This is a genomic window from Alicyclobacillus acidoterrestris, from assembly GCF_022674245.1.
In the GTDB taxonomy this organism is placed as follows: domain Bacteria; phylum Bacillota; class Bacilli; order Alicyclobacillales; family Alicyclobacillaceae; genus Alicyclobacillus; species Alicyclobacillus acidoterrestris.
The window spans coordinates 2,763,114-2,787,778 of sequence record NZ_CP080467.1; the positions used below are offsets into that span (position 1 = coordinate 2,763,114).

The 24,665-nt window shown below is 49.0% G+C and carries 25 protein-coding genes, 1 pseudogene and 1 riboswitch; of the genes and pseudogenes, 6 read left to right on the plus strand and 20 right to left on the minus strand.

Annotated elements, in window-relative coordinates; all coding sequences use genetic code 11:
• Positions 1 to 331 precede the first annotated feature (331 nt).
• Both K1I37_RS13380 and K1I37_RS13385 read right to left on the minus strand, forming a co-directional pair.
• A complete protein-coding gene (locus tag K1I37_RS13380) occupies positions 332 to 1,078 on the minus strand; it encodes a class I SAM-dependent methyltransferase (protein WP_161624398.1) in 747 nt (248 codons plus the stop codon).
• A 54-nt stretch (positions 1,079 to 1,132) separates the two neighbouring features.
• The gene (locus K1I37_RS13385; protein WP_242215912.1) at positions 1,133 to 2,104 is read right to left on the minus strand and encodes a nucleoside recognition domain-containing protein; all 972 of its coding nucleotides are present in this window, start codon (positions 2,102 to 2,104) and stop codon (positions 1,133 to 1,135) included.
• A 74-nt stretch (positions 2,105 to 2,178) separates the two neighbouring features.
• Between K1I37_RS13385 and K1I37_RS13390 the strand changes: the two genes are divergently transcribed.
• Complete coding sequence (locus tag K1I37_RS13390; RefSeq protein ID WP_206920083.1) at positions 2,179 to 3,405, plus strand: IS256 family transposase; 1,227 nt, start codon at positions 2,179 to 2,181, stop codon at positions 3,403 to 3,405.
• Here the strand turns inward: K1I37_RS13390 and K1I37_RS13395 are convergent.
• The 8 genes from K1I37_RS13395 to K1I37_RS13430 all read right to left on the minus strand — a co-directional run bounded on the left by K1I37_RS13395 (position 3,388) and on the right by K1I37_RS13430 (position 11,038).
• Positions 3,388 to 4,170, minus strand: a complete 783-nt coding sequence (locus K1I37_RS13395) for a GTPase domain-containing protein (protein ID WP_242215913.1) — start codon at positions 4,168 to 4,170, stop codon at positions 3,388 to 3,390. The genes K1I37_RS13390 and K1I37_RS13395 overlap by 18 nt on opposite strands.
• Positions 4,164 to 4,499 carry an NAD(P)-binding domain-containing protein gene (locus K1I37_RS13400; RefSeq protein ID WP_236613805.1) on the minus strand — a complete coding sequence of 112 codons (336 nt, stop codon included), beginning with the start codon at positions 4,497 to 4,499 and terminating at the stop codon, positions 4,164 to 4,166. Before K1I37_RS13400 ends, K1I37_RS13395 begins: the two co-directional genes overlap by 7 nt.
• Positions 4,406 to 5,161, minus strand: a complete 756-nt coding sequence (locus K1I37_RS13405; RefSeq protein ID WP_021294746.1) for an NAD(P)-binding domain-containing protein — start codon at positions 5,159 to 5,161, stop codon at positions 4,406 to 4,408. Before K1I37_RS13405 ends, K1I37_RS13400 begins: the two co-directional genes overlap by 94 nt.
• Before the next feature lie 653 nt (positions 5,162 to 5,814).
• Positions 5,815 to 6,900 carry an alanine racemase gene (locus K1I37_RS13410; protein WP_021294745.1) on the minus strand — a complete coding sequence of 362 codons (1,086 nt, stop codon included), beginning with the start codon at positions 6,898 to 6,900 and terminating at the stop codon, positions 5,815 to 5,817.
• Between the two features lie 37 nt (positions 6,901 to 6,937).
• Positions 6,938 to 8,251 carry an MFS transporter gene (locus K1I37_RS13415; protein ID WP_021294744.1) on the minus strand — a complete coding sequence of 438 codons (1,314 nt, stop codon included), beginning with the start codon at positions 8,249 to 8,251 and terminating at the stop codon, positions 6,938 to 6,940.
• Positions 8,252 to 8,272: 21 nt separating this feature from the next.
• Positions 8,273 to 9,880: an N-acyl-D-amino-acid deacylase family protein gene (locus K1I37_RS13420; RefSeq protein ID WP_021294743.1), complete on the minus strand. Its 1,608-nt coding sequence runs from the start codon at positions 9,878 to 9,880 to the stop codon at positions 8,273 to 8,275.
• 13 nt (positions 9,881 to 9,893) lie between these two features.
• Positions 9,894 to 10,394 carry a RidA family protein gene (locus K1I37_RS13425; RefSeq protein WP_051189297.1) on the minus strand — a complete coding sequence of 167 codons (501 nt, stop codon included), beginning with the start codon at positions 10,392 to 10,394 and terminating at the stop codon, positions 9,894 to 9,896.
• A gap of 5 nt (positions 10,395 to 10,399) precedes the next feature.
• Entirely contained in the window at positions 10,400 to 11,038 is a 639-nt protein-coding gene (locus K1I37_RS13430; RefSeq protein WP_021294741.1) for a helix-turn-helix transcriptional regulator, read from the minus strand.
• Between the two features lie 429 nt (positions 11,039 to 11,467).
• Here K1I37_RS13430 and K1I37_RS21560 point away from each other — a divergent pair, with 429 nt between their 5' ends.
• Both K1I37_RS21560 and K1I37_RS13440 read left to right on the plus strand, forming a co-directional pair.
• Positions 11,468 to 12,061, plus strand: a complete 594-nt coding sequence (locus tag K1I37_RS21560) for a MerR family transcriptional regulator (protein WP_021294740.1) — start codon at positions 11,468 to 11,470, stop codon at positions 12,059 to 12,061.
• A gap of 120 nt (positions 12,062 to 12,181) precedes the next feature.
• Complete coding sequence (locus K1I37_RS13440; protein ID WP_021294739.1) at positions 12,182 to 13,024, plus strand: SDR family NAD(P)-dependent oxidoreductase; 843 nt, start codon at positions 12,182 to 12,184, stop codon at positions 13,022 to 13,024.
• 76 nt (positions 13,025 to 13,100) lie between these two features.
• Here K1I37_RS13440 and K1I37_RS13445 read toward each other — a convergent pair whose 3' ends face one another.
• From K1I37_RS13445 to K1I37_RS13470, 6 genes are all read right to left on the minus strand, one after another.
• On the minus strand, positions 13,101 to 13,880 hold the full coding sequence (locus K1I37_RS13445; RefSeq protein ID WP_272496355.1) for a GGDEF domain-containing protein: 780 nt from the start codon (positions 13,878 to 13,880) through the stop codon (positions 13,101 to 13,103).
• Between the two features lie 10 nt (positions 13,881 to 13,890).
• On the minus strand, positions 13,891 to 15,117 hold the full coding sequence (locus K1I37_RS13450) for an IS256 family transposase (protein ID WP_206920083.1): 1,227 nt from the start codon (positions 15,115 to 15,117) through the stop codon (positions 13,891 to 13,893).
• Between the two features lie 62 nt (positions 15,118 to 15,179).
• Positions 15,180 to 16,103 (minus strand): PAS domain-containing protein, encoded by a 924-nt coding sequence (locus K1I37_RS13455; protein ID WP_242215914.1) that lies wholly within the window; start codon positions 16,101 to 16,103, stop codon positions 15,180 to 15,182.
• Complete coding sequence (locus K1I37_RS13460) at positions 16,076 to 16,930, minus strand: IS3 family transposase (RefSeq protein ID WP_272496356.1); 855 nt, start codon at positions 16,928 to 16,930, stop codon at positions 16,076 to 16,078. Before K1I37_RS13460 ends, K1I37_RS13455 begins: the two co-directional genes overlap by 28 nt.
• An 11-nt stretch (positions 16,931 to 16,941) precedes the next feature.
• Positions 16,942 to 17,229, minus strand: coding sequence for a transposase (locus K1I37_RS13465; protein ID WP_242215916.1), 288 nt, complete (start codon positions 17,227 to 17,229; stop codon positions 16,942 to 16,944).
• A 36-nt stretch (positions 17,230 to 17,265) separates the two neighbouring features.
• Positions 17,266 to 17,850, minus strand: a complete 585-nt coding sequence (locus tag K1I37_RS13470) for a PAS domain-containing protein (protein ID WP_242215917.1) — start codon at positions 17,848 to 17,850, stop codon at positions 17,266 to 17,268.
• A 193-nt stretch (positions 17,851 to 18,043) separates the two neighbouring features.
• On the opposite strand from K1I37_RS13470, the gene K1I37_RS13475 reads away from it, so the two are divergent.
• The gene (locus tag K1I37_RS13475) at positions 18,044 to 18,181 is read left to right on the plus strand and encodes a hypothetical protein (protein WP_021297723.1); all 138 of its coding nucleotides are present in this window, start codon (positions 18,044 to 18,046) and stop codon (positions 18,179 to 18,181) included.
• Between the two features lie 152 nt (positions 18,182 to 18,333).
• On the opposite strand, the gene K1I37_RS13480 is transcribed toward K1I37_RS13475, so the two are convergent.
• The gene (locus K1I37_RS13480) at positions 18,334 to 19,128 is read right to left on the minus strand and encodes a HoxN/HupN/NixA family nickel/cobalt transporter (RefSeq protein ID WP_021297724.1); all 795 of its coding nucleotides are present in this window, start codon (positions 19,126 to 19,128) and stop codon (positions 18,334 to 18,336) included.
• A gap of 157 nt (positions 19,129 to 19,285) precedes the next feature.
• Positions 19,286 to 19,464, minus strand: a riboswitch (cobalamin riboswitch).
• Between the two features lie 166 nt (positions 19,465 to 19,630).
• On the opposite strand from K1I37_RS13480, the gene K1I37_RS13485 reads away from it, so the two are divergent.
• Positions 19,631 to 20,041, plus strand: a complete 411-nt coding sequence (locus tag K1I37_RS13485) for a VOC family protein (RefSeq protein ID WP_021297725.1) — start codon at positions 19,631 to 19,633, stop codon at positions 20,039 to 20,041.
• Between the two features lie 78 nt (positions 20,042 to 20,119).
• Positions 20,120 to 20,596, plus strand: a complete 477-nt coding sequence (locus K1I37_RS13490) for a flavin reductase family protein (RefSeq protein WP_021297726.1) — start codon at positions 20,120 to 20,122, stop codon at positions 20,594 to 20,596.
• A gap of 85 nt (positions 20,597 to 20,681) precedes the next feature.
• On the opposite strand, the pseudogene K1I37_RS21910 reads toward K1I37_RS13490, so the two are convergent.
• The 3 genes and pseudogenes from K1I37_RS21910 to K1I37_RS13510 all read right to left on the minus strand — a co-directional run bounded on the left by K1I37_RS21910 (position 20,682) and on the right by K1I37_RS13510 (position 24,652).
• Positions 20,682 to 21,939, minus strand: a pseudogene (locus tag K1I37_RS21910) (MFS transporter).
• A gap of 73 nt (positions 21,940 to 22,012) precedes the next feature.
• On the minus strand, positions 22,013 to 22,675 hold the full coding sequence (locus tag K1I37_RS13505; RefSeq protein ID WP_021297729.1) for an alpha/beta hydrolase: 663 nt from the start codon (positions 22,673 to 22,675) through the stop codon (positions 22,013 to 22,015).
• 60 nt (positions 22,676 to 22,735) lie between these two features.
• Positions 22,736 to 24,652 carry a XylR N-terminal domain-containing protein gene (locus K1I37_RS13510; RefSeq protein ID WP_152498843.1) on the minus strand — a complete coding sequence of 639 codons (1,917 nt, stop codon included), beginning with the start codon at positions 24,650 to 24,652 and terminating at the stop codon, positions 22,736 to 22,738.
• Positions 24,653 to 24,665 lie beyond the last annotated feature (13 nt).

Below are 24,665 nucleotides of genomic sequence, written 5' to 3' on the forward strand. Positions count from 1 at the left end.
TGTAAAATCCTCCTTATAAGTAGCGAATAATAACAAAAGGCTAGAATCACCACAGGTGTGGCAATTCTAGCCTCCAGTTGTCCGGTCGGCCCACATATGCGTAATCACAATTTTATGACGCTTAACTTGACATTCACCTATTTTAACTAGCCGCTGAGGTCAGTCAATAATCTGTATAATATCATCTGTCCTGGTCCATTTACCCATGAATAACAAGAATATATAGATCCTACCTGAGAAATGTCAACGAAAAAGTATATCGGTCTAACGACTGTTATTAAATTTGACATAACATCATATCTATCGGAGCGACAAAGCAACGCATTTTTTGCTAGCGTTTGGCCTTTTTCCCCGACACAATTTTCACAGGTGGGAACATGGCGTAGTGCGGACCATGAATTTTCACATCCATTGCCCCACATTTGCGAAATTCCTCTGCGTATACTTTCGTACGCTGAAAATCCAGGATGGCGAATCGTCCGCCAGGTTTGAGTACGCGATACACCTCCCGAATGGCTCGTCGACGGTCGTCGTCACCAGAAATATTATGGATAACCAGGCCCGAAGCGACTGCATCAAAAGAATTATCCGCAAACGGCATTGCCCTCGCATCGCCGTTCACAATCTCAATTCTGTCTGCGACCCCTTCCAATTTCGCGTTTTCCAGGGTCACCGCCGGATTATTTCCGGAAACATCCCGTGAATTCCATATATCCATCCCGACAGCCTTGCCTGAACCGAGCCGTTTTGCTATCGCATGCAGGATAAGCCCCCTGCCGCAGCCAACATCGAGGGCGAGTTCATCTCCTGTTATACCGAGTAACTCGACCACCCGATCCCGCTCTTTGCGATTTCCTACTTTCGATCCCCATACCATATACGCAGCTTCCAAGATAACAATGATACATCCCAGCAGCATCCACCTACCGAGAACATGTTGCACTTGTATCCAGGGACCGTAGCGTGATGTAACACCGAACAGTCCAAAGATAAGGAGGATTGCTCCTAGGATGGAGAGGTACCTCACGACATAAGGTGCATAAATCCCGTAATCAGGGACTGCAGGATTCTTTTTCAACATGTACTTCACCTCGGCAGCAGACAATGCTTTTCGCGATATACCATCATTCGGTCAAAGAATTTGTTTGCCAAACGGCACGAGCCAAGCCAACAGCGCACTAGTCACTATGGATGTGACAGCTTGTTTTCCCGCAATCTGTAACGCGAATCGCCACGAAAACTCCCTTGCAACGGTCCACAGCGTAACCAAACAGGCCGACAACGTGGACGCTAAATAGACCACAACAAACAATTGAACGATGGACAATTCGCCAAGTATACCGTGCTGGTTGAGCACTAACATGCCATCTTTTCTAATCATCGAGAAGAGCACAGCTGGCCCCACCGATCCCGGTAGATGAAATAGGACGAAAGCAGGCGACAGAACCGATGAAACCCATGGAATGATGCCGAGTTCGTCGAGTAACGCTGCCACCATGCAGATGAGCAGAAATGTCGGCATCGCTTGTAACATAAACTGTTTGACAATCGCTCGAACCCGAAACCCAATCCCTTTCCACGTGGGGCGCTGAAGGAACGTTTTTCGGGGTGCGTCCGGCAATTTTACCGTTTTCCGATTGAAGATTCTCGTGTGCACTGCACCCACAATAAACACAACGAAAATATAAGGCAGAAATAACAGCGGTCGGCCTGCCGAATTGAATAAGGACAGTGTCGCGCCAATGGTATAACTACAGGCGGATCCGTATGAGATAAGCGACACACACTGCCGACGCGTACATTGGCCGCAAGCTCTACTCTGAAGCACACCAACTACGTTACAACCAAACCCTGTGAGAACAGGAATGAGATCTCGCCCCTCCAACCCGACTTTCTGAAGCCACGGGTCAAGGGCATCCGTGATTCTATCCTTCAGCCCCATCTCTTCCGTCACAGCTACACTGATACCGATAAAAACAACAACAGGAAATGCCCATAAAAACGAATACGGTCCGAGTGTGAGCAAACCGTAATCCCCGACCGAGAATACTTGTAACCAGTGCGGTTGCGCCGTTAGAGTCTTAGGTAGTGGTGTAAATTCCACGGCTAGATCTTGACGAAAAAGCCATCGAGTGCAATCTACTAAAAGTGTCGAGCAATTAGTAGGGAGGCACATCGATGGCTTCTACAGACAAGATCGCACTTTTGGAGTTAATTCGCAAGATCGGATTAGAAGATGGTGATGTCGATTTTTTGAAGGAAGGGCTGAGAGTCCTAACCCAGGCAGTGATGGAGGCTGAAGTGAGCTCCTTGATTGGCGCTGAACGGTATGAGCGCAGTGAGAAACGCAGCAATAGCCGTAATGGTTACAGAGAACGGGAATGGGACACCCGTGTCGGAACGATTGATTTGCAGATTCCGAAGCTTCGGAAAGGAAGCTACTTCCCCAGCATGCTAGAGCCTCGGCGGAAAGCTGAGAAGGCGTTGCTGTCCGTTGTTCAAGAGGCGTATGTGCATGGTGTGAGCACCCGCAAGGTGGACGAGTTGGTTGAGTCTATGGGCATTCAAGGAATTAGCAAGAGTGAAGTATCTCGTATCTGCAAAGAGTTAGACGAAGTAGTGCAGGAATTTAAAAACCGCCCACTTGAGGGGACATACCCATATCTATGGTTGGATGCGACATTCCCGAGAGTCCGTGAAGGCGGACGAGTTCAGAGTATGGCATTTGTAATTGCAATTGGCGTGCGAGACACCGGTGAGCGTGAGGTGTTGGGGTTTGACATTGGGACTAGTGAGGATGGCTCGTTTTGGCTGACATTCATCCGAAGTCTGGTTGCGCGTGGGTTGCGTGGTGTACAGCTGGTAATTAGTGATGCTCACGAAGGACTGCGCAGTGCGATTGGCTCTGCGTTGACCGGAGCGACCTGGCAGCGCTGTCGAGTTCATACAATGCGCAACATCCTCAGCCAGGTGCCTAGAGCGTCGCAACCGATGGTCTCGTCTATTGTCCGGACCATATTCGCTCAGCCAACACAGGAAACAGCCAAACAGCAACTGGATGTGGTCGTAGAGCAACTTCGTGGAAAGTTTCCAAAGGCGATGGATGTCTTGGAACGTGCAGAGGAAGACGTGCTAGCGTACATGGCATTCCCGAAGGAACACTGGAAACAGATATGCTCGACAAACCCACTTGAGCGCTTAAATCGTGAACTCAGGCGACGCTTCGATGTCGTTGGTATCTTCCCGAACCGAGAGTCTGTCATTCGTCTAGGCGGAGCAATCCTCCAGGAACAGAACGATGAATGGATTGTAGCAAGGCGCTACTTTAGCCGAGAGTCAATGGCAAAACTCATGAGCACTCAAGAACCGCAATTACTGGCGCCAACGTCAGTTTTGCATAAATAGCCGACACGAAGTGGTTGCACTCAATTTACACCACTTGACGGGACACCACCGTTGCGCCTGCATGAACCCCCGAAGTGGATTCAAAATCCACGTATCCAAATAGGGCTGTGTCACACTGGCGAAAAGGTAGGCCGCAACTACCGGAACCCCAAATAGTAAGATCGTCAGTATCAGTGCGAGCCACGGGCCCACTTTTGTGTGTTCTAGTAGGGTATTCGGCGGATCGACATTGGCCAAATCCAGTGCAAATATCTCGTGCAACGGATGCGTGAGCAATTTGGCAGAACGCACCGCCTGTACGATTAGCGCATGTTTGCGGTGCTCAAATGCACGCGCATCGACAGAGACAAATGGAACGCCATGGGCTTGGCAAAACTGTTCCACGGCGCGGCAAAACGAAATCGGCGTTTTGTCTTCAAACGTGAGGATGACCGCCACGCGATGTCGATGATACGCAAGTTCGCGAGACAACATCTTCAACTCAAACGCCGCATGGGTTCCCCGAATCACAAAGACAATCACGTCACCCTGACGCGCTTCATTCAAGGCCATTCTCGTGGTTTCACTATCTGACTGGTGACGAATGCCCGGCGTATCGATGATGGTAATATTCGTGCCATGAATGACGGCGCGACGACACATGACGGTCGATCCGCGAAAGTTAACCTCCTCACCGGTAACATAGTTGGTCAACTTGGAGAAAATGGTCGACTTCCCGGCCGACTCCATCCCCACTAAAACCGCTGTGAGTTCCGCATTCAGCATTCGCACCTCACCTCACAGCAGGTAAGGTCGTCCAAGTACATATTGTTGCGGCGATAATACTCCGTCACCGAAGTCTCCAAAGGGATACCCAGGCGATTGACAAGTTCCTCGGCAATGACGGCGAACCGTTGCCGAAATTTATATATGAAGCACAAGATGACATTGCCGTGCCGAACGGAGGGACCCACCACGAACAATCCGGCTGTCTTCGTGGACTCATCTCGTGAACTGAGTGTCACCGTCTCACCCGCTGACCATTCGAAATGCTCAGCAATGACAGACAGTCCACCGCGAAACCCTGTCGCACAGATAGGTTGCGTCGGGCGCAGCCAAGTCTCGCCGTTTTCAAAGTAAATCCGAAACGTATCACCCGTTTGCTCGACTGAATGAGATGATAAGCGGCATCCATGCCGCTCTCGTTTCCGCCGATGATCAAATAATCATCTCCTGCCAACGCGGACCAACTCGCCACACGACTACTGTGCAGGCACACTTCAGCACCCTGAAATGCAGCGTCCTCCGGGTAGTGAAACTCCCCTGTCGCCCAAACCACAAATCGACTTTCGACAAGCCCTTGACTGGTCTCTAATAAAAACACTTCCCCTGACTTATCGACGCGCCGAACATATGTATGTTCGCAGATGGGGATGTCAAAATGCTCCGCCACCGCATGGAGATATTCAGCATATTCCGCGCCGGACATATGTTCCGTCGCGAGCGTATAACCAGGAGAAGTATCTGGCACAATCGCGTTCAAGTCGAGTGCGCCAAACCCTTGCCCTGGAAACGACGGGGTAATAAAGCGCGTTTCTTGTGGCCATTTTTTGAACGACGCTCCAACGGTTTCCCCCTCCACGACCACGAAATTGTTAACGCCCAATTGAGAGAGCACGATGCCAACACCAATACCCGCCGCACCGGCACCAACGATAACCACGTCATATACATGGCCCATCAACGCTGTCGCTGTGCAATCCTGCGTTTTATTCACACTGAAACCTCCGGTTTTAAATCGAAATGATTACGATTCGTTATTTTACAAGGTTCCTCGTCACGTGTAAATAAGAAAAGTTACGATTTGTTGCGGATAGAAAACGCGCTGTTGAACGGACATGTACATCAATGCCGAGGTCGCAACGGATATGCTTGCTATGCACGGTTGACCAGACGGTGGAATCGCTCTGTGTCTGCCAACTGGCGCATCCTGAGTGGATATAGACAGGATCCGATCCCTCCATAGAGCACGATATTTACCTTATTTTCGAACATTCCATTGATTCCGTCGATTTAAGACACGAAAAATACCCTAATCTACCCAAAAGCTGCCCGCCAACGGCAAAACCCAGCGATTAGCGCATTTTTCATGCCTTATCAGGGTCAATCTACCCGTGCATGTCTTATTAAGACATGCCGCGAGCCTGCACCGGCAGCGCTTGCTAGGACTCCCTGACCAGCTCTATGTACAACGAAGTGTAGTGTACAGAGACTGCACTAAAAGACAAAGTGCCCCTCAAATACGGCCGGGGCACCCCTGATTCCATTCCTATTCTCCCTACCGGGTCACGTTCAACCGTGGCTCACATCGTGTGTCTAAGAGACCATTCAGCAACCACACCACGAATATATCCTATTTACCCCAAACTGTTACTCTAACTTTCCGCGAGCTGCAATTTCTATCCTTTCAAATTGTCCATCTTTTTTCAACAAGGCAGAGTTATGCAAGTTCACCGTACTACAGATGTGATTGGGAATAATCCTGATTTGCTCCCCAATTGAGATGGGACAGTCTCTGGGAACACGAATCATGCCATGCTCTTCGGTCAATCGTTCAAAAACTGCTTCACCGTAGGACTCTACTTCACCAAATCCCTTTAAATAAAGGGGCGAAACCCCTGGCTGAACATCAGTTGCAAACGTCTTGCTGCCTCCGTCAATAACGACCAAATCATCAGATGGCCTGCTTACAACAGTCGTGACGATATATGCTGCGCACTCCTCTAAGCATAGGGATCCAAGGGCAACTTGCATTCGGTCTCCAAACACATAGGTTCCCGGACGAATCTCTGTCACTCCATCGATTTCCGCGGCGTAGGCCCCCGTAGGTGTTGAACCTACACTTACATCGGATATATCTACACCCGCCTTTCGTATCCGTCGAGCCAAGTCCGACATGAGTCTACCTTCTTCAAAACCTGCAGCTCTCATATCTAAAGTTGGCAATTCTCCTAACAGTGCACCTCTATACGTATAAATACCAGTGAGTTTTAGCCTATCAAGTTTACTGATTGCAATTGCCAATTTCACTGCTTCATCATATTTGACACCTGTTCGATGTAACCCAGTATCAATCTCGAGTCGCACATTAAGTGTTTGGTTGTGACGCTTCGCAACTTCCGATAGCTGCCTTGCTCCAACGAAACTATCCACAGCCAATGTTAAGTCCATCAGTTTTGCCAAATGTAACGCCCGAGCTATCTTAGATTCTACTACCAAGGGATAAGCGATAAAAATATCCCTGATTCCCCCGGCGTACATAACTTCGGCTTCGGAGACTTTCGCAACGGTAATACCCGTAGCGCCATTCGCTAACTGAAGTTGAGCAATCCGTGGTATCTTATGCGTCTTCACATGTGGCCGTAAGCGAACATTATTTCGAGAAGCGACGTCTGCCATGCGACGAATGTTGTTTAGCAATTTATCCGAATCAATTACCAGACATGGGGTCTCCAATCATAACGCCTCCATACTTCACTCGAAAAGTTCTTTACTACAATCCCGCACGGACTTGATCATCAGGCGTACGATTAATGAACGGCGATTGAATGGGCGAAATTTCTCCCATGACCACGAGATAGAAAAATATCCCGATTAGAACGACAAGTGCAGCTACGATGAATGCTGGCGCGAACGATCCGCTTCCACCAACGATGAATCCAGTCACTATCGGTGCCAATATACTCATAACATTCGAAATAAAATTCATGATACTTAGTACAGTGCCGACAGTACCCTTTGGTGCCACAATAGACGGTAAACTTCCACCGATTGGAGCTGCGAAGGATAAGCCGCTTAGCGCGATTGTGATCCACACAATCGCAACGCCGGGGTTTCGAGTAAACGTTGCACCAATGACTGCTAAGCCCAATATCATACCAATACTGATCAGCGTTTTACGAGTTTTGGAAGGATGATAGCCGCGTTTGATGAAAAAATCTGTGATCCATCCGGCAAATAAGTCTGCTACCGTTGCGAACGCCCAAGGAATAATTGTGTATAGACCTGTCTTGAGAACTGTCATGTGCATCTGTGTTTCCAAATATCCAGGTAGCCACGTTAAGAAAAGGTAAAACGCATAGTCATATGCCGCAAATCCAATGGTCAATCCCCAAACTTTCCGATTCCTTAACAAATAGCCAAGGTTCCTTAATATGCCTCCTGGCGCACTCCCTTCATCTTGTGCACCACCTTCAGCAATATACTGGCGTTCTGACTCTGTGAGAGACCTTTTTTCCTTTGGATCTCGGTACCAAATCCAAAATGCACCGGCGTACAATAGACTTAGAATGGCTGTTGCATAGAACCCACCTCGCCATCCCCATTCCACGACAATAAATGCTACTAATGGCACCCCGACCACATTCGAAAATTTCGCGGCAGCATCGTATGCTGATGTTGCGAGACCTCTTTCTTTCAAGGGGAACCAGTATCCTACCGCTTTCGCGTTACTAGGGAAGGAAGGGGCCTCAGCGGCACCTAAGAGTACGCGTGAGAGCAATATGAGTCCCATTCCACTAACAATTGCAGTCATAAAGGTGGCAAGCGACCACAGAATAGTCGTCACGCGCACAAGCCATTTCACGCCAATTTTGTCGAGAATGACTCCAATAGGAATTTGGAGAAATGAGTACGACCATCCGAAAGCTGACAACAAGATGCCCATTTGCCCCGGAGTCAGATGATAAGCCTGCATTAGTGGTTTTGTAGCGACAGAGATATTTGTCCTATCAAAATAATTAATCACAACCCCTATGCCTAGCAATACGGCTATACCCCAGCGTATTGAGCCTACTCTTTGCCTCATATATATCCTCCTTCACCCCATTCAATTCGTGCATCGCCTGATAAATTGTGCAGGATGTTCACCGACAATCGTTCCGTTGTGCACAACAAGTCTGCCGTTAACCAGTACGTGCCGCAGCCCTCGCGTAAACTGTTTGGGCTTTTCATACGTTGCGACATCCTCGAACTTGTCGTAATCAAATATTGCAATGTCTGCAATTGAACCAATTTGAATACGACCACGCTCACCAAGTTTGAATCTGTCCACGGTAAAGCTCGTTGCCTTTTGAATTGCTTGCTCAAGCGTTAAAATCTCAGATTCACGAACGTATTTGGACACAAACCTAGGGAACGTTCCATAGAGTCTGGGGTGCGGATGCCCCTCTGTTGACGGCAATCCATCGCTTCCCACGGCTGTGTACTCGAATGCCAATACCCGTTCCACATCACGTTCATCCATGTGATGAATCACAATCGTACCCGTACCGTTATTTACCTCTATCAATCGAAAATACGCTTCAATTTCAGTACAAGACATATTGCGCGCGATCTCCGCCACGGAAAAACCTTCAAATTCTGTATGAGAAGGGCTTGATACTAATATCACGCGGTCCCACCCCGTGATATAGGCGACGTTTTCCCAATCACTCCCCTGTACCTCGAGTTCACCATGCACCTTTCTCCGTATTTCATTGTTCGCTAAACGTGACAACACACCCTGAACACCACCCTGTAGGACCCATGGTGGAAGTAACGAGAGTAGCGTTGTACTTCCCGCGGCATACGGGTAAGCGTCACACGTAACATCAATGCCTTCACGACGTGCCGCACGAATCATCTCAATCGCTTCATCAATGGTCCCCCAGTTCTTTTTCCCCACTGCCTTCAAATGCGAGATGTGCATGGAAACCTTTGTGCACCGTGCAATCTCGAGCATTTCGCGAATCGAAGGTAAAAGCAAATCTCCTTCACCACGAATGTGAGCGGTTACAATACCGTTGTAGAAACGAACCGTTTCAGCTAGCGCCTTCAATTCCTCCTCTCCCGCATAGCACCCTGGTACGTACATCAAGCCGAGGGACAATCCCAAGGCCCCTGCTTCCATAGCGTTACTTAGCAATCTCTGCATCTCTTTAATTTCAGTTGTTGTCGCGCGCGCATCCGAAAAACCCATCACCCGAACTCTGAGCGGTCCGTGCCCAACTAATGCTCCAACATTGACGCTTTTATTGACTTTGACAATGTCGTTGTAAAAGTCAATTATTTCAGAATATCCAAACGAAGAGGACGCGGATACCCAACGCCCTAGCACTGGCTCCATGTATTGTCTCAAGCCCTCACGCAGCTCGAAATCATCTGGCATCGGTGCAATGCTGTGTCCGCAATTCCCTATAATGGTTGTGGTCACACCTTGTCGCAATTTAAACGGCAACTCTTCGTCGTGCAAGATGGCTAAATCGTCATGCGAATGCACATCGATAAAGCCTGGACACACGACAAGCCCTTTTGCATCAATTGTTTCAATGGCGGCTCCATCAAGCCTACTTCCCACTGCTTCAATTCGATTGCCGGAGATACCAATGTCGCCAACGTATCGCTGGCGACCTGTTCCATCAACTATCATTCCACCGCGAATCAAAACATCGTACATCTTCACACCTCCCCTAAATCCCTTGCTTGAGTTGTACAATCATTTCTATCTCAACAGGCGTATTAAATGGTAACTCTGGTGCTGCTAACGCAGAACGAGCATGCTTCCCTTTTGCTCCAAAAATATCTTCAAGGAGCATTGACGCACCGTTCATGACATGTGGTTGTTCAACGAACCCTGGAGCACTATTAACGAAACCGAGTAATTTCACAATCCGTTCTATTTTATCTAGACTTCCCAGGTGCTCTTGCAGGACTGCCAGGAGATTTATCGTCGTCTGACGCGCAGCTCTTTGTCCTTCCTCTAGAGTCAGATCTAGCCCAACTTTCCCCTTGTACATTAGTTCACCGTTTACTCGACAATCATTTCCAGACGTATAAACTAAGTCATGAACAGTGATGGCTGGCACATAAGCCGCTACCACTTTTGGTGGGGGAGGTAACGTAATTCCAAGCTGTTTTAACCTCTCTGACACTAGCAATTCAATTCCTCCAATCACACACCGACTAAACATCAAGATCAATGAGATTGCTGGCTACCTAAGTAGTTATATAAAGTGAACTTCGATATATTAAGATAACTACAAACTCGTTCCCCAGACTTCTTAATGAGAAACGCGCCTCTTCGGTCCAAATGTCGAATAAATTCAACTTTGTCTTCCTTCGCCATCATCGCCACAGGCTTACCGACGATGTCCTGGGCTTCCTGAATCAGAGTATCCAGTAGTTCGTTCACGTCATTAACGAAAGTCTCTTTGTACTCAGGCTGTACATCACAGTCAGTTATCTCTCGAAGTGCTCTCTCAGCCATTGTCAAGGCGGTTATGTCAAAATTTATGCAAATGCTACCAATTGTTTTTCCCTCATCATTTTGCATATAAATTGATGTTGATCTTAATAACCTCCCGTCCTTTGTCTGTGTAATATAGTTGAACTTATTTCCGTTTTCGACGTTACCTCGCAGCAATTCCAATCCTAAATTTGTTCCTGGGTCACCTACCTTCCGATTCGTTACATGACCATTTTCAATGGCTACAATCGTGCTTTCGTATGGTCGTTCTAAATCATGAAGCACAACCTCACAATTACTCCCAAACTGACGTGCAATTCCCTTTATAAGTTCCTTTAAAAAACCAAACTCATCTTGAACAGACTTCAAACCACTCAAATCCTTTCTGACAATTTGATAGTAGCACAAAGTTCTGATATTATCAAACATTATTTTTGTTATTAAAACTTTTATTTAGTTTGGTTTTGATAAGACTGAAATACACGTTTAATATAATCAACAAATGAATTGTGAATAGAAAATCCGCCCCCACTACTTGAGCGAGATCGGTTCATAATTTACCTTCAATTGGATGCTGCGAGACAGCCAACCTAACGCTTCGACATGAAGCAGTCTGAATCGTTTAAGGAGAAGTACTACATGTCCGCTAGAGCACGATATTTACCTTATTTTCGAACATTTCATCGATTCCGTCGATTTAAGACACGAAAAATACCCTAATCTACTCAAAAGCTGCCCGCCAACGGCAAAACCCAGCGATTAGCGCATTTTTCATGCCTTATCAGGGTCAATCTACCCGTGCATGTCTTATTAAGACATGCCGCGAGCCTGCACCGGCAGCGCTTGCTAGGACTCCCTGACCAGCTCTACCTGCGACAAACACACCCTACAAACATCCGCTTGACATGGAGTTTACTCCATGGGCTAACATGCGTATCAACACGAACACACACAGATTTCCTCGTTCGTCGGAGACAACAAAGGAGTGACCCATCAACGGAACCCACATACACGATTGCGGATATCTCGAAGCAGACAGGGCTTAGCTACGATACCATCCGGTATTACGAAAAAATCGGACTGCTGCCGCCCATTGAGCGGAAGCACAATGGGCAACGCGAGTACAGCCAGCGGCACCTGGACCGTTTAATTTTTGTCCTCCGCCTGAAGCGAACCAATATGCCATTGAAGGAGATCAAGCAATACTTGGTGCTAACCGCTGCGAATCAATACGAGGCGTGCTACAAGTTACTGCATGAGCACAAGTGCAAAATTGAATCGGAGATGGCAGAAATGCAGGCCACGTTAGACATTGTGGAGTACAAGCTAGGGAACTTTATAGAACTCATGAATCGCTCGCAATTACAGGGAGATGAAGAATATGACGGATAACGCATATGATAACGCATATCAAGTAACGCCACAAATGCCGATTCCATCCGGCTTTGGTCCACACACAACCGCGCGGGAAGTCATTGAAGGATACCGATTGTCACCGGCGGCTACTCCGGTGTGGGGCTGGAGACGACACGTGCACTCGCCGAAGCGGGCGCGACCGTGATCGTTCCAGCGCGCACGATAGAAAAAGCGCAGTCGGCGATTGCAAATATTCCTCGCGTCGAGCTGGAGGAACTAGATTTGATTGATCCCGCTTCCATTGACGCATTTGCACAACGCTTTCTCGACACCGGACGCCCGCTGCATATCCTTATCAACAATGCAGGGATTATGGTCCCCCCACTCACGCGTGATGCGCGCGGATACGAATCCCAATTCGCCATCAACCACTTAGGACACTTCCAGCTGGCGGCGCGGCTCTGGCCAGCCTTGAAACAAGCGAGAGGCGCACGCGTGGTCTCGGTCTCATCAGCCGGAATTCGCTTCGGAAGCGTTGATTTTGAAGATCCTAACTTCGAGCACAGGGCGTACGAAAAGTGGAAGGCGTATGGCCAATCCAAATCAGCCAACGCCCTATTTGCTGTCGCATTGGACAGACGTGGCTACGCACATGGCGTTCGCGCCTTCTCTGTCCATCCAGGCAGAATCATGACCGATTTGGTGCGTTATATGTCAGAAGACGAAATGAATGCCGCCACGAGCGACCCAAATGCGAAATTCAAGACCCCTGAACAAGGCGCGGCGACAAGCGTTTGGTGTGCGACAAGCCGGCAATTGGACGGAAAAGGCGGCGTCTACTGCGAGGATGTCGACATCGCGCGCCCTGTTCCTAAGGAAGCCCTCGACGGGACAATCCATGCCTCATCGGGCGTGTTTCCATGGGCTGTCGATCCCGACTTTGCCGAACGCCTCTGGCAACTCAGCGAGTCTATGACCGGCGTAACGTTTCAACCATAACATCAGACAAACGCACAATCCCCGCACACCAATCTCGCAATTGGCGGCGGGGATTCTTCCATTTGGCTAATCTAACTTACCCATTCGAACTCTGGTGTCCCCGCATCGCGTACGCCTTGATTGTATTTCGCCCATCTTTCTTGGCGTCGTATAACGCCTCATCTGCGTGCCGCAGGAGTTCGTGCCTGGTGCTTCCATCCATCGGGTAAAAAGCGACGCCAACACTCGATGTTGTATGAAACACCTGGCCGGAGATTTCCCAAGGTTCCTGAATGGCTGCAAGAATTCGCTTGGCGATTGACACTGCGTCCTCCTGTGCGGTGATTTCAGGCAGCAGTATCGTAAATTCATCTCCACCTTGTCTGGCCAACGTGTCATATGGCCGCAGGCAGGCTTGCACTCTGTGCGCAAACTGTCTAAGAAGTTCATCGCCGACTTCGTGACCCAAGGTATCATTGATAGACTTGAACTTGTCGATGTCCATATACATGACGGCCATCTTGCGCCCATGCCGATCGGCTTCCTCCAACGCTTGTCGAAATCTGTCGCGAAACATTCGACGATTGGGCAATCCTGTTAAAGAATCGTGAAACGCCAAATGTTCCAACCTCTTCTCGTACATTTTTCTCTCTGTAATATCCCTAGAAACGATTACAAAATGAAGTAAGTTTCCCCTTTCATCAAACACGGGTTTGCCACTAGCCTCCACCCACAACCAGCCGTTCGTAAAACGCTTTAACTGTAACTCTAAGATCATCGTCTCTCTAGTAGACACCATATGTTTGAATGATTGTTTCACCCGTTCCACGTCGCCCGGGTAGTGTCCCGTCAAGTGGTGTAAATTGAGTGCAACCACTTCGTGTCGGCTATTTATGCAAAACTGACGTTGGCGCCAGTAATTGCGGTTCTTGAGTGCTCATGAGTTTTGCCATTGACTCTCGGCTAAAGTAGCGCCTTGCTACAATCCATTCATCGTTCTGTTCCTGGAGGATTGCTCCGCCTAGACGAATGACAGACTCTCGGTTCGGGAAGATACCAACGACATCGAAGCGTCGCCTGAGTTCACGATTTAAGCGCTCAAGCGGGTTTGTCGAGCATATCTGTTTCCAGTGTTCCTTTGGGAATGCCATGTACGCTAGCACGTCTTCCTCTGCACGTTCCAAGACATCCATCGCCTTTGGAAACTTTCCACGAAGTTGCTCTACAACCACATCCAGTTGCTGTTTGGCTGTTTCCTGTGTTGGCTGAGCGAATATGGTCCGGACAATAGACGAGACCATCGGTTGCGACGCTCTAGGCACCTGGCTGAGGATGTTGCGCATTGTATGAACTCGACAGCGCTGCCAGGTCGCTCCGGTCAACGCAGAGCCAATCGCACTGCGCAGTCCTTCGTGAGCATCACTAATTACCAGCTGTACACCACGCAACCCACGCGCAACCAGACTTCGGATGAATGTCAGCCAAAACGAGCCGTCCTCACTAGTCCCAATGTCAAACCCCAACACCTCACGCTCACCGGTGTCTCGCACGCCAATTGCAATTACAAATGCCATACTCTGAACTCGTCCGCCTTCACGGACTCTCGGGAATGTCGCATCCAACCATAGATATGGGTATGTCCCCTCAAGTGGGCGGTTTTTAAATTCCTGCACTACTTCGTCTAACTCTTTGCAGATACGAGATACTTCACTCTTGCTAATTCCTTGAATGCCCATAGACTCAACCAACTCGTCCACCTTGCGGGTGCTCACACCATGCACATACGCCTCTTGAACAACGGACAGCAACGCCTTCTCAGCTTTCCGCCGAGGCTCTAGCATGCTGGGGAAGTAGCTTCCTTTCCGAAGCTTCGGAATCTGCAAATCAATCGTTCCGACACGGGTGTCCCATTCCCGTTCTCTGTAACCATTACGGCTATTGCTGCGTTTCTCACTGCGCTCATACCGTTCAGCGCCAATCAAAGAGCTCACTTCAGCCTCCATCACCGCCTGGGTTAGGACTCTCAGCCCTTCCTTCAAAAAATCGACATCACCATCTTCTAATCCGATCTTGCGAATTAACTCCAAAAGTGCGATCTTGTCTGTAGAAGCCATCGATGTGCCTCCTCTACTATTTGCTCGACACTTTTAGTAGATTGCACTCGATGGCTTTTTCGTCAAGATCTAGCCGTGGAATTTACACCACTACCTAAGACTCTAACGTCGCCCGGGTGCACGACGTCAAACGCAATCCGACCCTGGTACGTTTCAGGCGAAATGCCCAATACAGATTCGTGAGAAGGCGAAGCATATTTCACCACACCGTTTTCGTCCAACACCGTGACTAAATCGGTCATACTTTCTGCAATCAGGCGATATTTTTCCTCGCTTTCACGCAGTGCTTCCTCCGCCTGTTTTTCTCTCGTAATATCCTGAATCATCATCAAGTACGCTGGTTGTCCTTCATATTGAATCGATACCCCCGTCACTTCGACGTCGATGATGGTTTTGTCCCTGCGAACCACCTGTTCTTCCGTCGGATCAACGAAAATTCCTGTTCCATCCAATGCTCGAATGCGACGCTCTACCGCATCTCGATACGCTGGAGGAGAAAAATCCAAAATCGGTTGCTGCAGCAGTTCATCGACGGAAGCTGCGCCTAATAGTTTCGTGCAGGATCGATTCGCATACTGAATCAGGCCATCACGGTGAACCAGCATGGCAATCGGCGATAATTCCACAAGCCGTCGATAGCGCTTTTCGCTTTCGCTCAACTTCTGTTCTGCTTGCTTTCTATCTGTCACGTCCCGAAAGATAGACAAGACAGCAGGTTCCCCATCGCGCAGAATATGGACGCCGCCGATCTCGACGTCAATTCGTTTCCCGTCATCCCGAATCATCACCGTCTCAATAAAGGGAAGTTCCTGTCCAACTTCTGAATGGAAAAATCTATCCCTCGAAACCTCGCGATAGTCGGGGTGGAAAAACGACAGGCGTATTGAACCCCGTCCTGTCAAGACAGATGTGCATAATTTTTTGAGATAACGCCATTCTATTCTGATAATTATCAGGTCTACGCTGCCTCTTTTGATTCCTTCCATTTTCTGAATTCCTGCGGTGTACGATAGCCCAACGCTGAGTGCGGGCGCTCTTTGTTGTAGAACTCAATATACGTTTTGATTGCGATCTGGGCTTCCGCGAAGTTGTCGTATTCCTGCATCCAAACTTCTTCCTCCTTCAACGAACGGAAGAAACGTTCGATATAGCCATCTGCGTCCGGGTTGTTATAACCTGTCCGTTCATGTTTCACCTGGCAGTCCTTCATGGCTTGTACGAATCGTCGACTTGTCATTTGGCATCCGTTGTCAGTTCTGAGCGTTAAGTTTGCGCCTAGTACCCCGCTCGGGAATCGGTAGTTGAATGCGTTATCCACAGCCTGCAGCAATTCCTCTGTCCGGCAATAGCGCGAAAACGAATACCCCACAATTTCACGGTCGTACGCATCGATTACCGCGAATAGATATCCCCAGCCATCCTTACCACACCAAATCTTTGTCATATCGCACTGGAAGTGTTCGTTTGACTGACTCACCGGAATCTTTCCAGACCGCTTCTTTCGGGAAGCTTCTCGCTGTGGGGATTTGACCAACAATCCCATTTCCCGCATGAGCCGGTGTACTCGTTTGTGGTTTACCTGCATGCTGTATTGACGACGCAACATGACCTTGATTCTACGGTATCCATATCGTGGGAACCTCTCGCATAGATGGCGAATCCGCTGTTTCAATAGGGCGTCTTTATCTATAACCGCTTTTTTCGCCTTCTTCACAGGCTCCTTTAACAAGCTATAACAATAAGTTCGATTCAGCTCCAATGCTTTCGCAATCACTGGGACCCGAAACCCTTCCTTGACGAGCTGAGCAACCAAGGAACGGCTGCTTACTTCCGGCCCCAGTTCGATTTTTTTCGCAACACATCGATTTCCATAGCCTGCTCGCCAATTTTGCTCATGGCTTCCTGCAACTGCTTCTCCAACTCCTGCTCCCGGGTAGAAGGACCTGACTGAAGCCCTGCTCGTCCACCAGTCAGAAATGCGTCACGCCACTTGTAATACAGACTTTGGGCCACACCATGCTGTCGGCAAACCTCGCTGATATTCGCCCCGGGAACCATCCCTTCCAACACAATGTTCATTTTCTCGTCCACAGTCCACTTACGTCCTGGCATGAGTCAAACACCTCACTACGTCTATTTTACCTCACGTCATCTGTCTGGGTTGACTCTGGGGCCAGTATACAGGATATCTCTTCCTATCAACTGCTCAGACTGTAAAGTCCGCCTCGCAAACGGGTTTGCGTAAACAACCGTACCCTGTTGGTGGACTAAAATTCCCTTTGGCGACAACTCCACAACTCTTCGGTATCGTTCCTCGCTTTCTCGCAAAGACGCTTCAATTTGTTTTTGCTCTGTCATGTCTCTGATAATCAAATAGCTTCCGAAGATGTGACCCGCCTCGTCTCGAAGTGGAAACAAACGAAGATGAGCCATGAGGGATGTACCACTCTTTTTGAAACAAATCGCTTCATATCCTTCGATACGCTCGCCCCCATTGACACGTGCCAACAGATTGCGATACGCATCTTTCCAAAATTCAGGAATCATCGGAGAGAGGATATCTAGGTAATGGATACCCCGCATTTCCGTTGGAGAATTTCCAAACCATTCACAAGCGGCTTTATTCGCTTCCAGAATCGTTCCTTCTTTGGAGAGGACAAACATGGCGTCCGGATGATCTTGAAAAATCAGCTGACACATTTCCATAGAAAATTGGCTGTATACAAAACTCACATTTGTTTTCTCCTTCAAGACCCATCCGTCACGGTAATATGACCTAGACCAGTTACCTGGCTGATTGGCGTATCCAACGCCGCAATTCCGTCGATGTTCTAAAACGAATCAAGTTGTGGTTGATAATAGAGGTAAAACGCGTCGAGATCCAGTGAATTTTGCAAGCTCAAAGCAGCAAGTTAAGGGGGACCATGTGGCCAATTGCCACATGGATGACTATGGAAACCCAGTTTCAAAGCAGGAACACATCAAACCGGGAGTACCTGATGGTCTGGCGTTTGTCGAGGGTAGGGAGGCGCTAGAAGTCGGCATCATGCGGCGGGTGCGATAGCGGGAACAATTTGGATGTCTTTTGTCGGCTTCAAACGCGCAGATGTCTCGATACGACATCCGCACGCTTGACTGGTTGTTTCATGTAGCGACGCCTAGATGACAGCACACAGTTTTTCATTTCAAATCCGCGTCCACGTTCAGCAAAACCAGTTACTCTACCGATATACGCTTTTGTTTCTTCACAGTCATCACGCCAGCGAGGTAACAACACACAATGATGACAAACGAGATAATTCCGATGGTCTCAAAATCAATTTCCATCGACGGAGCAAACAACAAGAGAATCTCGTAAACGGAAACGCCATACGCGAGAATCACAATAATCCACCCCATAATTCGTGAAGCGGACTGTCCAAGCTTACTCGAATGGCTAATCATGCGAAACGCAATCAACGAGTCCACCGTATCCGTCGTCATCATCCCCACCATAAATACAAGCCCTAAAATCAGCGGCATATAACGCACGGTGTGCCCCGCAGCAATTGCCCACAAAGACGTCTGACTCACGGTATCCGCAGCCAGCGCGAACATTCCCCCAACGGCAATGATGACGAACGGATTTGTCGTTTCTCTTGCAAATTTCGGGAGAACCTTTCCCTTGACCCCTGTGATTTGAAACGAATCCGATTGGGAATTTTGCCGCAGGAGGTTGACAATATTTAATGAGCCGAGCAACAACAACATCAGAACAGACACCCACGTCGAAATGACGTCAAAATAGGCAGGGAACTGAAAATGCCTCGACACCATTCCCAAAATTACCGCGACACAAGCGACGACCAGTCCGTGGCCAAAGGAGAACAATGTGCCGACCCAGCGAGCGATAGGACTTCCAACGCGCCAATTGTAACGGGTTTGCCCATCGATGAACGCTAAATGATCTGCGTCCAATCCATGACGAAGTCCGAGAATAAGCACCAAAAATATCAATGAGACACTTGCCAATTTACATCTTCCTCTCTAAAACAATTCAAATTCAACACAAAAAAGCCCCAACCTTACGGTTGGGGACATACGTACAAACCGATATTGAACGTGAAAAGACACTTCTTCGCCTCTTCGTCCAATTAGACTTGTACACCGCTCCTTTCCTCGAAGGCCCATGGGTGCAGCACGCTAGGTAGGTCTCCTGGCTCCTGGTCATCATTCTCTTTCGCCTTCCCCGAACACACGAGTGACATCGTGAAAGAGAACTTCATCAGTTACAGTGGCGGGACCGCTCGGGACTTTCACCCGATTCCCTGTTATCCCTTGAAAGGGCACCTAGATGCAATCCTATGAAATTGTACTCACCATAGCGTATTCGGCAGAGACAAGAATAATCCTTCTGTGGTATTGTCCGGGTCATTCTGTCCTATGCTATAACAGGCGTTTTTTCTATACTCCCCGCAACCAAGTCTGTGACGTATGATGGAATTAAAATTCTCTTGAAGAGAGGTTCAAGCATATGGCAAAACTAACACCTTACTTTTATTCCGAAAACGCACGCGAACAGGCCAGCTTTTACATCGCCGCCCTCGGTGGAGAAATTCAGCAGGAAAGGACATATGGCGATGCCCCAGGTACAGACGAATCCATGAAGGATAAAATCATTCATATGGCGTTTACTGCTGCGGGTGTGCAATTCTACATCGCTGACGTGACAAACCGATCTATGGAACACAAGGCCAGTTTTGACTTAACCCTTGAATTCGATTCTGATGATGAGGCGCGCGAGGCTTTCACAAAACTATCCGCAGGCGGTCAGGTCATCATGCCACTTGAAAAACAATTCTGGGGAACCTTATTCGGTCGACTTCAGGACAAGTACGGCGTGAAATGGCAAATTACCACCGTCACGCAATCCCCGTCGGTTTAAACCAAACTGAAAATTCGATATCATATAACTGAAGTGGATGGCTTGCAATTCAATTCGTATCAGAAGGGAGATATCCAGATGGACGAACAGGCAAAAAAGACAGCACTTCGCGGCATTTCCTATGGTTTATATGTCATTGGTACCAAATTGGGCGAAGACGTCAATGCGTTCACTGGCAACTGGGTGACCCAAACGTCCTTCTCTCCACCGCTGGTCGCCATTGCGGCGAAAAAAGGAACCGCTTCTAGTGACGGCATTCACGACAGCGGCGTGTTCTCAGTCAATGTATTGGAAAGTGGTCAAAAGGACTTGGCATTCGCATTTTTCAAACCGATTTCACGCGTCGGAAACAAGTTCGGAGACGTAGAATTTTACACTCAAACCACTGGCAGCCCGATTCTCAAGGATGCCTTGTCCTGGTTTGAATGCAAAGTCGTCCATGAATATGACCAAGGGGACCATGTCGTATACATCGGCGAAGTCGTCGACGCTGGCGTTCACCGCTCAGGCTCCCCGATGACCTTACAGGAAACCGGCCTCTTTTACGGTGGTTGATACACCCATGGTGCTTCGCGGGGCAAGAAATCTTTGCCCCCGAAGCCTTTATCCATTGCAGAAGGCGATTCCATGCGAAGGGAGCTCAAAGGGGCAACTGATTCGATACATTCGCGTCAAGTGCTTCTTCATGGCTCGGGGCTAGTTGAAACACGCCGGATCGCCAAATGGATAAGCTGAACAACACACCGATTAGACCGACGGCAAACAGCATCCAAAAAGGCAGGACAAAGTGGCCAGTCATCCCCCGCATCACACCGAATAGCTCGGGGCCAACGAGAATGCCGGCGTTTTCTCCCACAATCACAATGGCCATCGCAATACCCATTGTCCCTTTCGATACCGCTAGCCGTGGCGCAGCTGCAAAGACAATGGTGGGCAGAACACCGCCAACCGCGCCAACTACCGCAGCACATACATACGATACGACGGTGACTTTCAGCATAAACATCGGCCACATGAGCGCCATCACGAGCGGTGGAAGCAGAAAGAGTAGCAGTTGATTGCCCACACGCTTGAGTAACGCACCCGAGTATAAATTACTCATGATGGTGAACAACGCAGCCACGAGCGGAATTCGGGCTGCGGCAGTCAACGACATCGACGACTCGACGAGGTAGGTCGAGATCCACGTACTAAATGCAAAGAAGCAAAACGTAAACGACGCAAATGCTCCAGCGACACCACATCATCGGCCGTTTCAACTGTCTCATCCACATCGAACTGTTCCTAGGCGGTGCGTCGTCGGGTTGACTTCCCGCTCTGCGTTCCGCTGTCTGCTGCAGAGGTGGAATGAACACCACGTACACGATCCAGTCGAGCGCCAACACGATCAACAGTGCAAGATACAACGAAGCGAATGTCCAGTGTACGACCAGGACCGGAGCCACCAGAAACATCACAAAGCTCCCGAAAGGGACCCAGGTCGACCAAATCCCCATCGCCATGCTCATCATATCTGGTGGTACGAAGGATCCGATTGCCGAGGGCGCTGCGACGGAGACGAGTCCAAACCCGACGCCGCAGACGACGCGGCCTATCAGGTACCATGTGAAGTCAAAGGCCCAAAAGCAACACAATACGCCGACGAACATCGTGCCAAGTCCAACCAATCCGACGGCACGGACGCCATATCGCTGTACGACAAATCCACCGGGCACAGCAGACAACAGCGTCGCGAGGGCAAATAGGGACATGAACAGGCCCGTCTCGGCGTAGGGAGTCGCAAATCTCGCTTGCAGCAAAGGGAGCACTGGAGGAACTGAAAACTGCACCAGTGTCGCGATCACGCCTGCCGAGAAGGCGACTGAAAATATCAGCCATGGAGACACGGTACGAGCCATTGGTTACGCCTCCAAAATCACGTTTGCGCGCATCGATTGCACTCGTCCCGCTGCCTGCGCCAACCGTGAATTTTCAGCTTTGTGCGGCAGCAGCAAGCTGTTGTTGAAACCAGTGAACAGCATCAAACTGATGCTCTGAAGATACCTCGTGGCCACATGAATAAACCACGTACTTCACGTCGCGAGCATGCTGTCGCAGATATTCGTACGTGTCATGCCCCACCTCGACCGGAAAGATCTCGTCGTGGCTGCTATGCGCCAGCAACACAGACGTCTCACGGAGTGGTTTCGTAGGATATTCATCTTTCACGAAGCCTGGAATGTATCCGTTCATTGCGATGATTCCCCGAATCGTGCCCCCAAGCACAAGGCCGAGGCTCATGCTCAGAATCGCGCCTTGGCTAAAGCCGATGAGGTACATGGCTGAACGGTCGATTGGGAACGCTTCAGCGGCCCATTCAATAAACTGGGTGAGTTTGCTGATGCTGTTATCGAACAAATCGCGCTCCGGATTGCCGTAATCCTTCAAAAAGTAATAGGCGTAACCGTTTTGATAGGTCAGATCCCCGCGGACGCCAATCAGAATGTATTGCTCCTTTAAATCACCCAAGAGGTTCACTAAATGTTGTTCATCATAGCCGATACCGTGCAACGCAAAAATCACAGGACAAGGATTCGCTCGACTGGCTTTCTCCGGAACGTGTACAAAACACTGATAAGGACTCAGGTTCGTCATCGCATATTCCTCCCAATCAATATCCGTTTCGCATCATCTCTTCGTGCATTTGCAAAATCGTCACGACTTGTCGCCTACAAGACATACGTCCAGTTTGCCGAGCGAAATCATGGACAAGAGCGCACAATACAACTGGTTGCCGACATACGGTTTATTGATGTCACACTTCAAAATCTCTTGTATGCGCTGCAAACGGTAGCGCAGACCACTGATGGAAAAATTCATCGCGCGAGCTGTCCGATAGACATTACAACCGTGGTTCAGATAGTAAAAAAGCGTTTTCATGAGTTCCATATTCTTGTCTTTGTCGACCGCGATCAAATCGCCCAAGAGCCGTTCTACAAATTTTTCGGTCGCGTGGAGATTTTGAAAGAGAATGCCCTCAACGCCCAATAAATCAAAAAACTGAATGTTATCGTCCGCATTTGAAACCTTCAGGGCCGACAAACATTCCTCATATAACTCCTGCACTTCTTGGATGGCGTGCGCCGTCGAACTCACACCCACTCTGAGCGCACTAGGCCACTCCCGCATCCTACAGCGCTTCAGTAGCCTCTGACAAAATTCACGCTTCTGCGTCTCCGTGGCGAGCTGCTCAGTTTCCGAGACGAGGACGACAATATTGTCCGCCTTGCGACCTGTCAACGCATTGATGCGGTTATCTTTCAAAAACGTAGAGACGTTCTTAATCACGTCATCAAAGAACTGAAATTCCTCATCTGGCGCCATGTCTTCAAAAACAGGGTGAATGCCCACGACGAAGTACGGGGGATTGAGTTGGAAATCCAGATAATATGCTCGAGTCCCGATTTCTTCCTCCGTTAGTCGCTTTGACAAGATGTCGTTTAAGAAGTCGCCACGAATGCGCTGTTCTGTCACGAAACGAGATCGCTCGTTTAATAGATACAACGAACACGTAGTAGCCACTTGCTCCAAAATGAGCTTATCTACCTCTTGCGGCATGGCTCGCTCAAAGAAGATGGAACAGTATCCAATCACTTTCCGATTGGCATACAGGGGCGTCAATAGACAGACTCCGTCCCCCGCGCGAATTTCGAATGCCCCGGTGACAGAATCGATTGACGCCTGGGTGCGGCGTTGTCGATTCTGATGTGTATGAAAAGCGTCTCGAACAGCCATTTGTTGTTTCGTCGATAAACCAGAGGCGGCCAAGACTTCCATATTCGGATCTCCAATATAGATAGGCAGCTGTGTCATATCGTAAAATGTGTTCGCGATAGACGATAAGTGGTGCTCACGCAGCAATTCTTTCATTAAATTCTGCTGGATTTGATAGGCTTTGTTTAAGTTGTTCCGTTCAATCGTCAGCTTTGCGAATGCGTGATCTAGCTCTTCCACCACGCTGTAATCCTCGTAATACTTGAGCTCGCTATCTACTTCTCCGTTCCACTCGTCGATGGTTCGACAGACACAATAGCACTCGTCGTCGCCCATCGCCAGACATTTCGTCTCCTTGGCAATCACCTTTTTCCCGAGGATAGTCGACAAATAGCCACTGGCGTAGCCGACCATCGTCCAGCAAACCGGTTGATCGCTTTCCCCAATCACGTTCAGATGTCCCTGCGCTTCGTACGAATTGTACCAATGTCCTTCCACATGTAAGACCTGATTGACAAAGTCCACCTCGTTGACGACCAAACGCGAGTCCAAATACCCGTGGAATGTGTGCATCCGCGGTCCTGCTGCCACCATTTCGCGTGCATCATCCCACGCGAGCAACTGCATCTTAAGGCCATCTGCAACACCGCAATGCCAACCATATCGCAGTAGGAGACCCTTCGCCCGCTTTGCGCCAAGGGTCGAAATCAACTCCTTGCGCAACGTCCCCAAAGCCACGGTTGGAATCGTGACAATTCGGTGATATTCCGCATCCGATTCGGTCATTTCGTGCATGTTACGGTATATCTGATCTAAGGTTAAATCGTCTGACCGCACCTTTGTTACACAACCTTTCACCTTAGACTCCGAA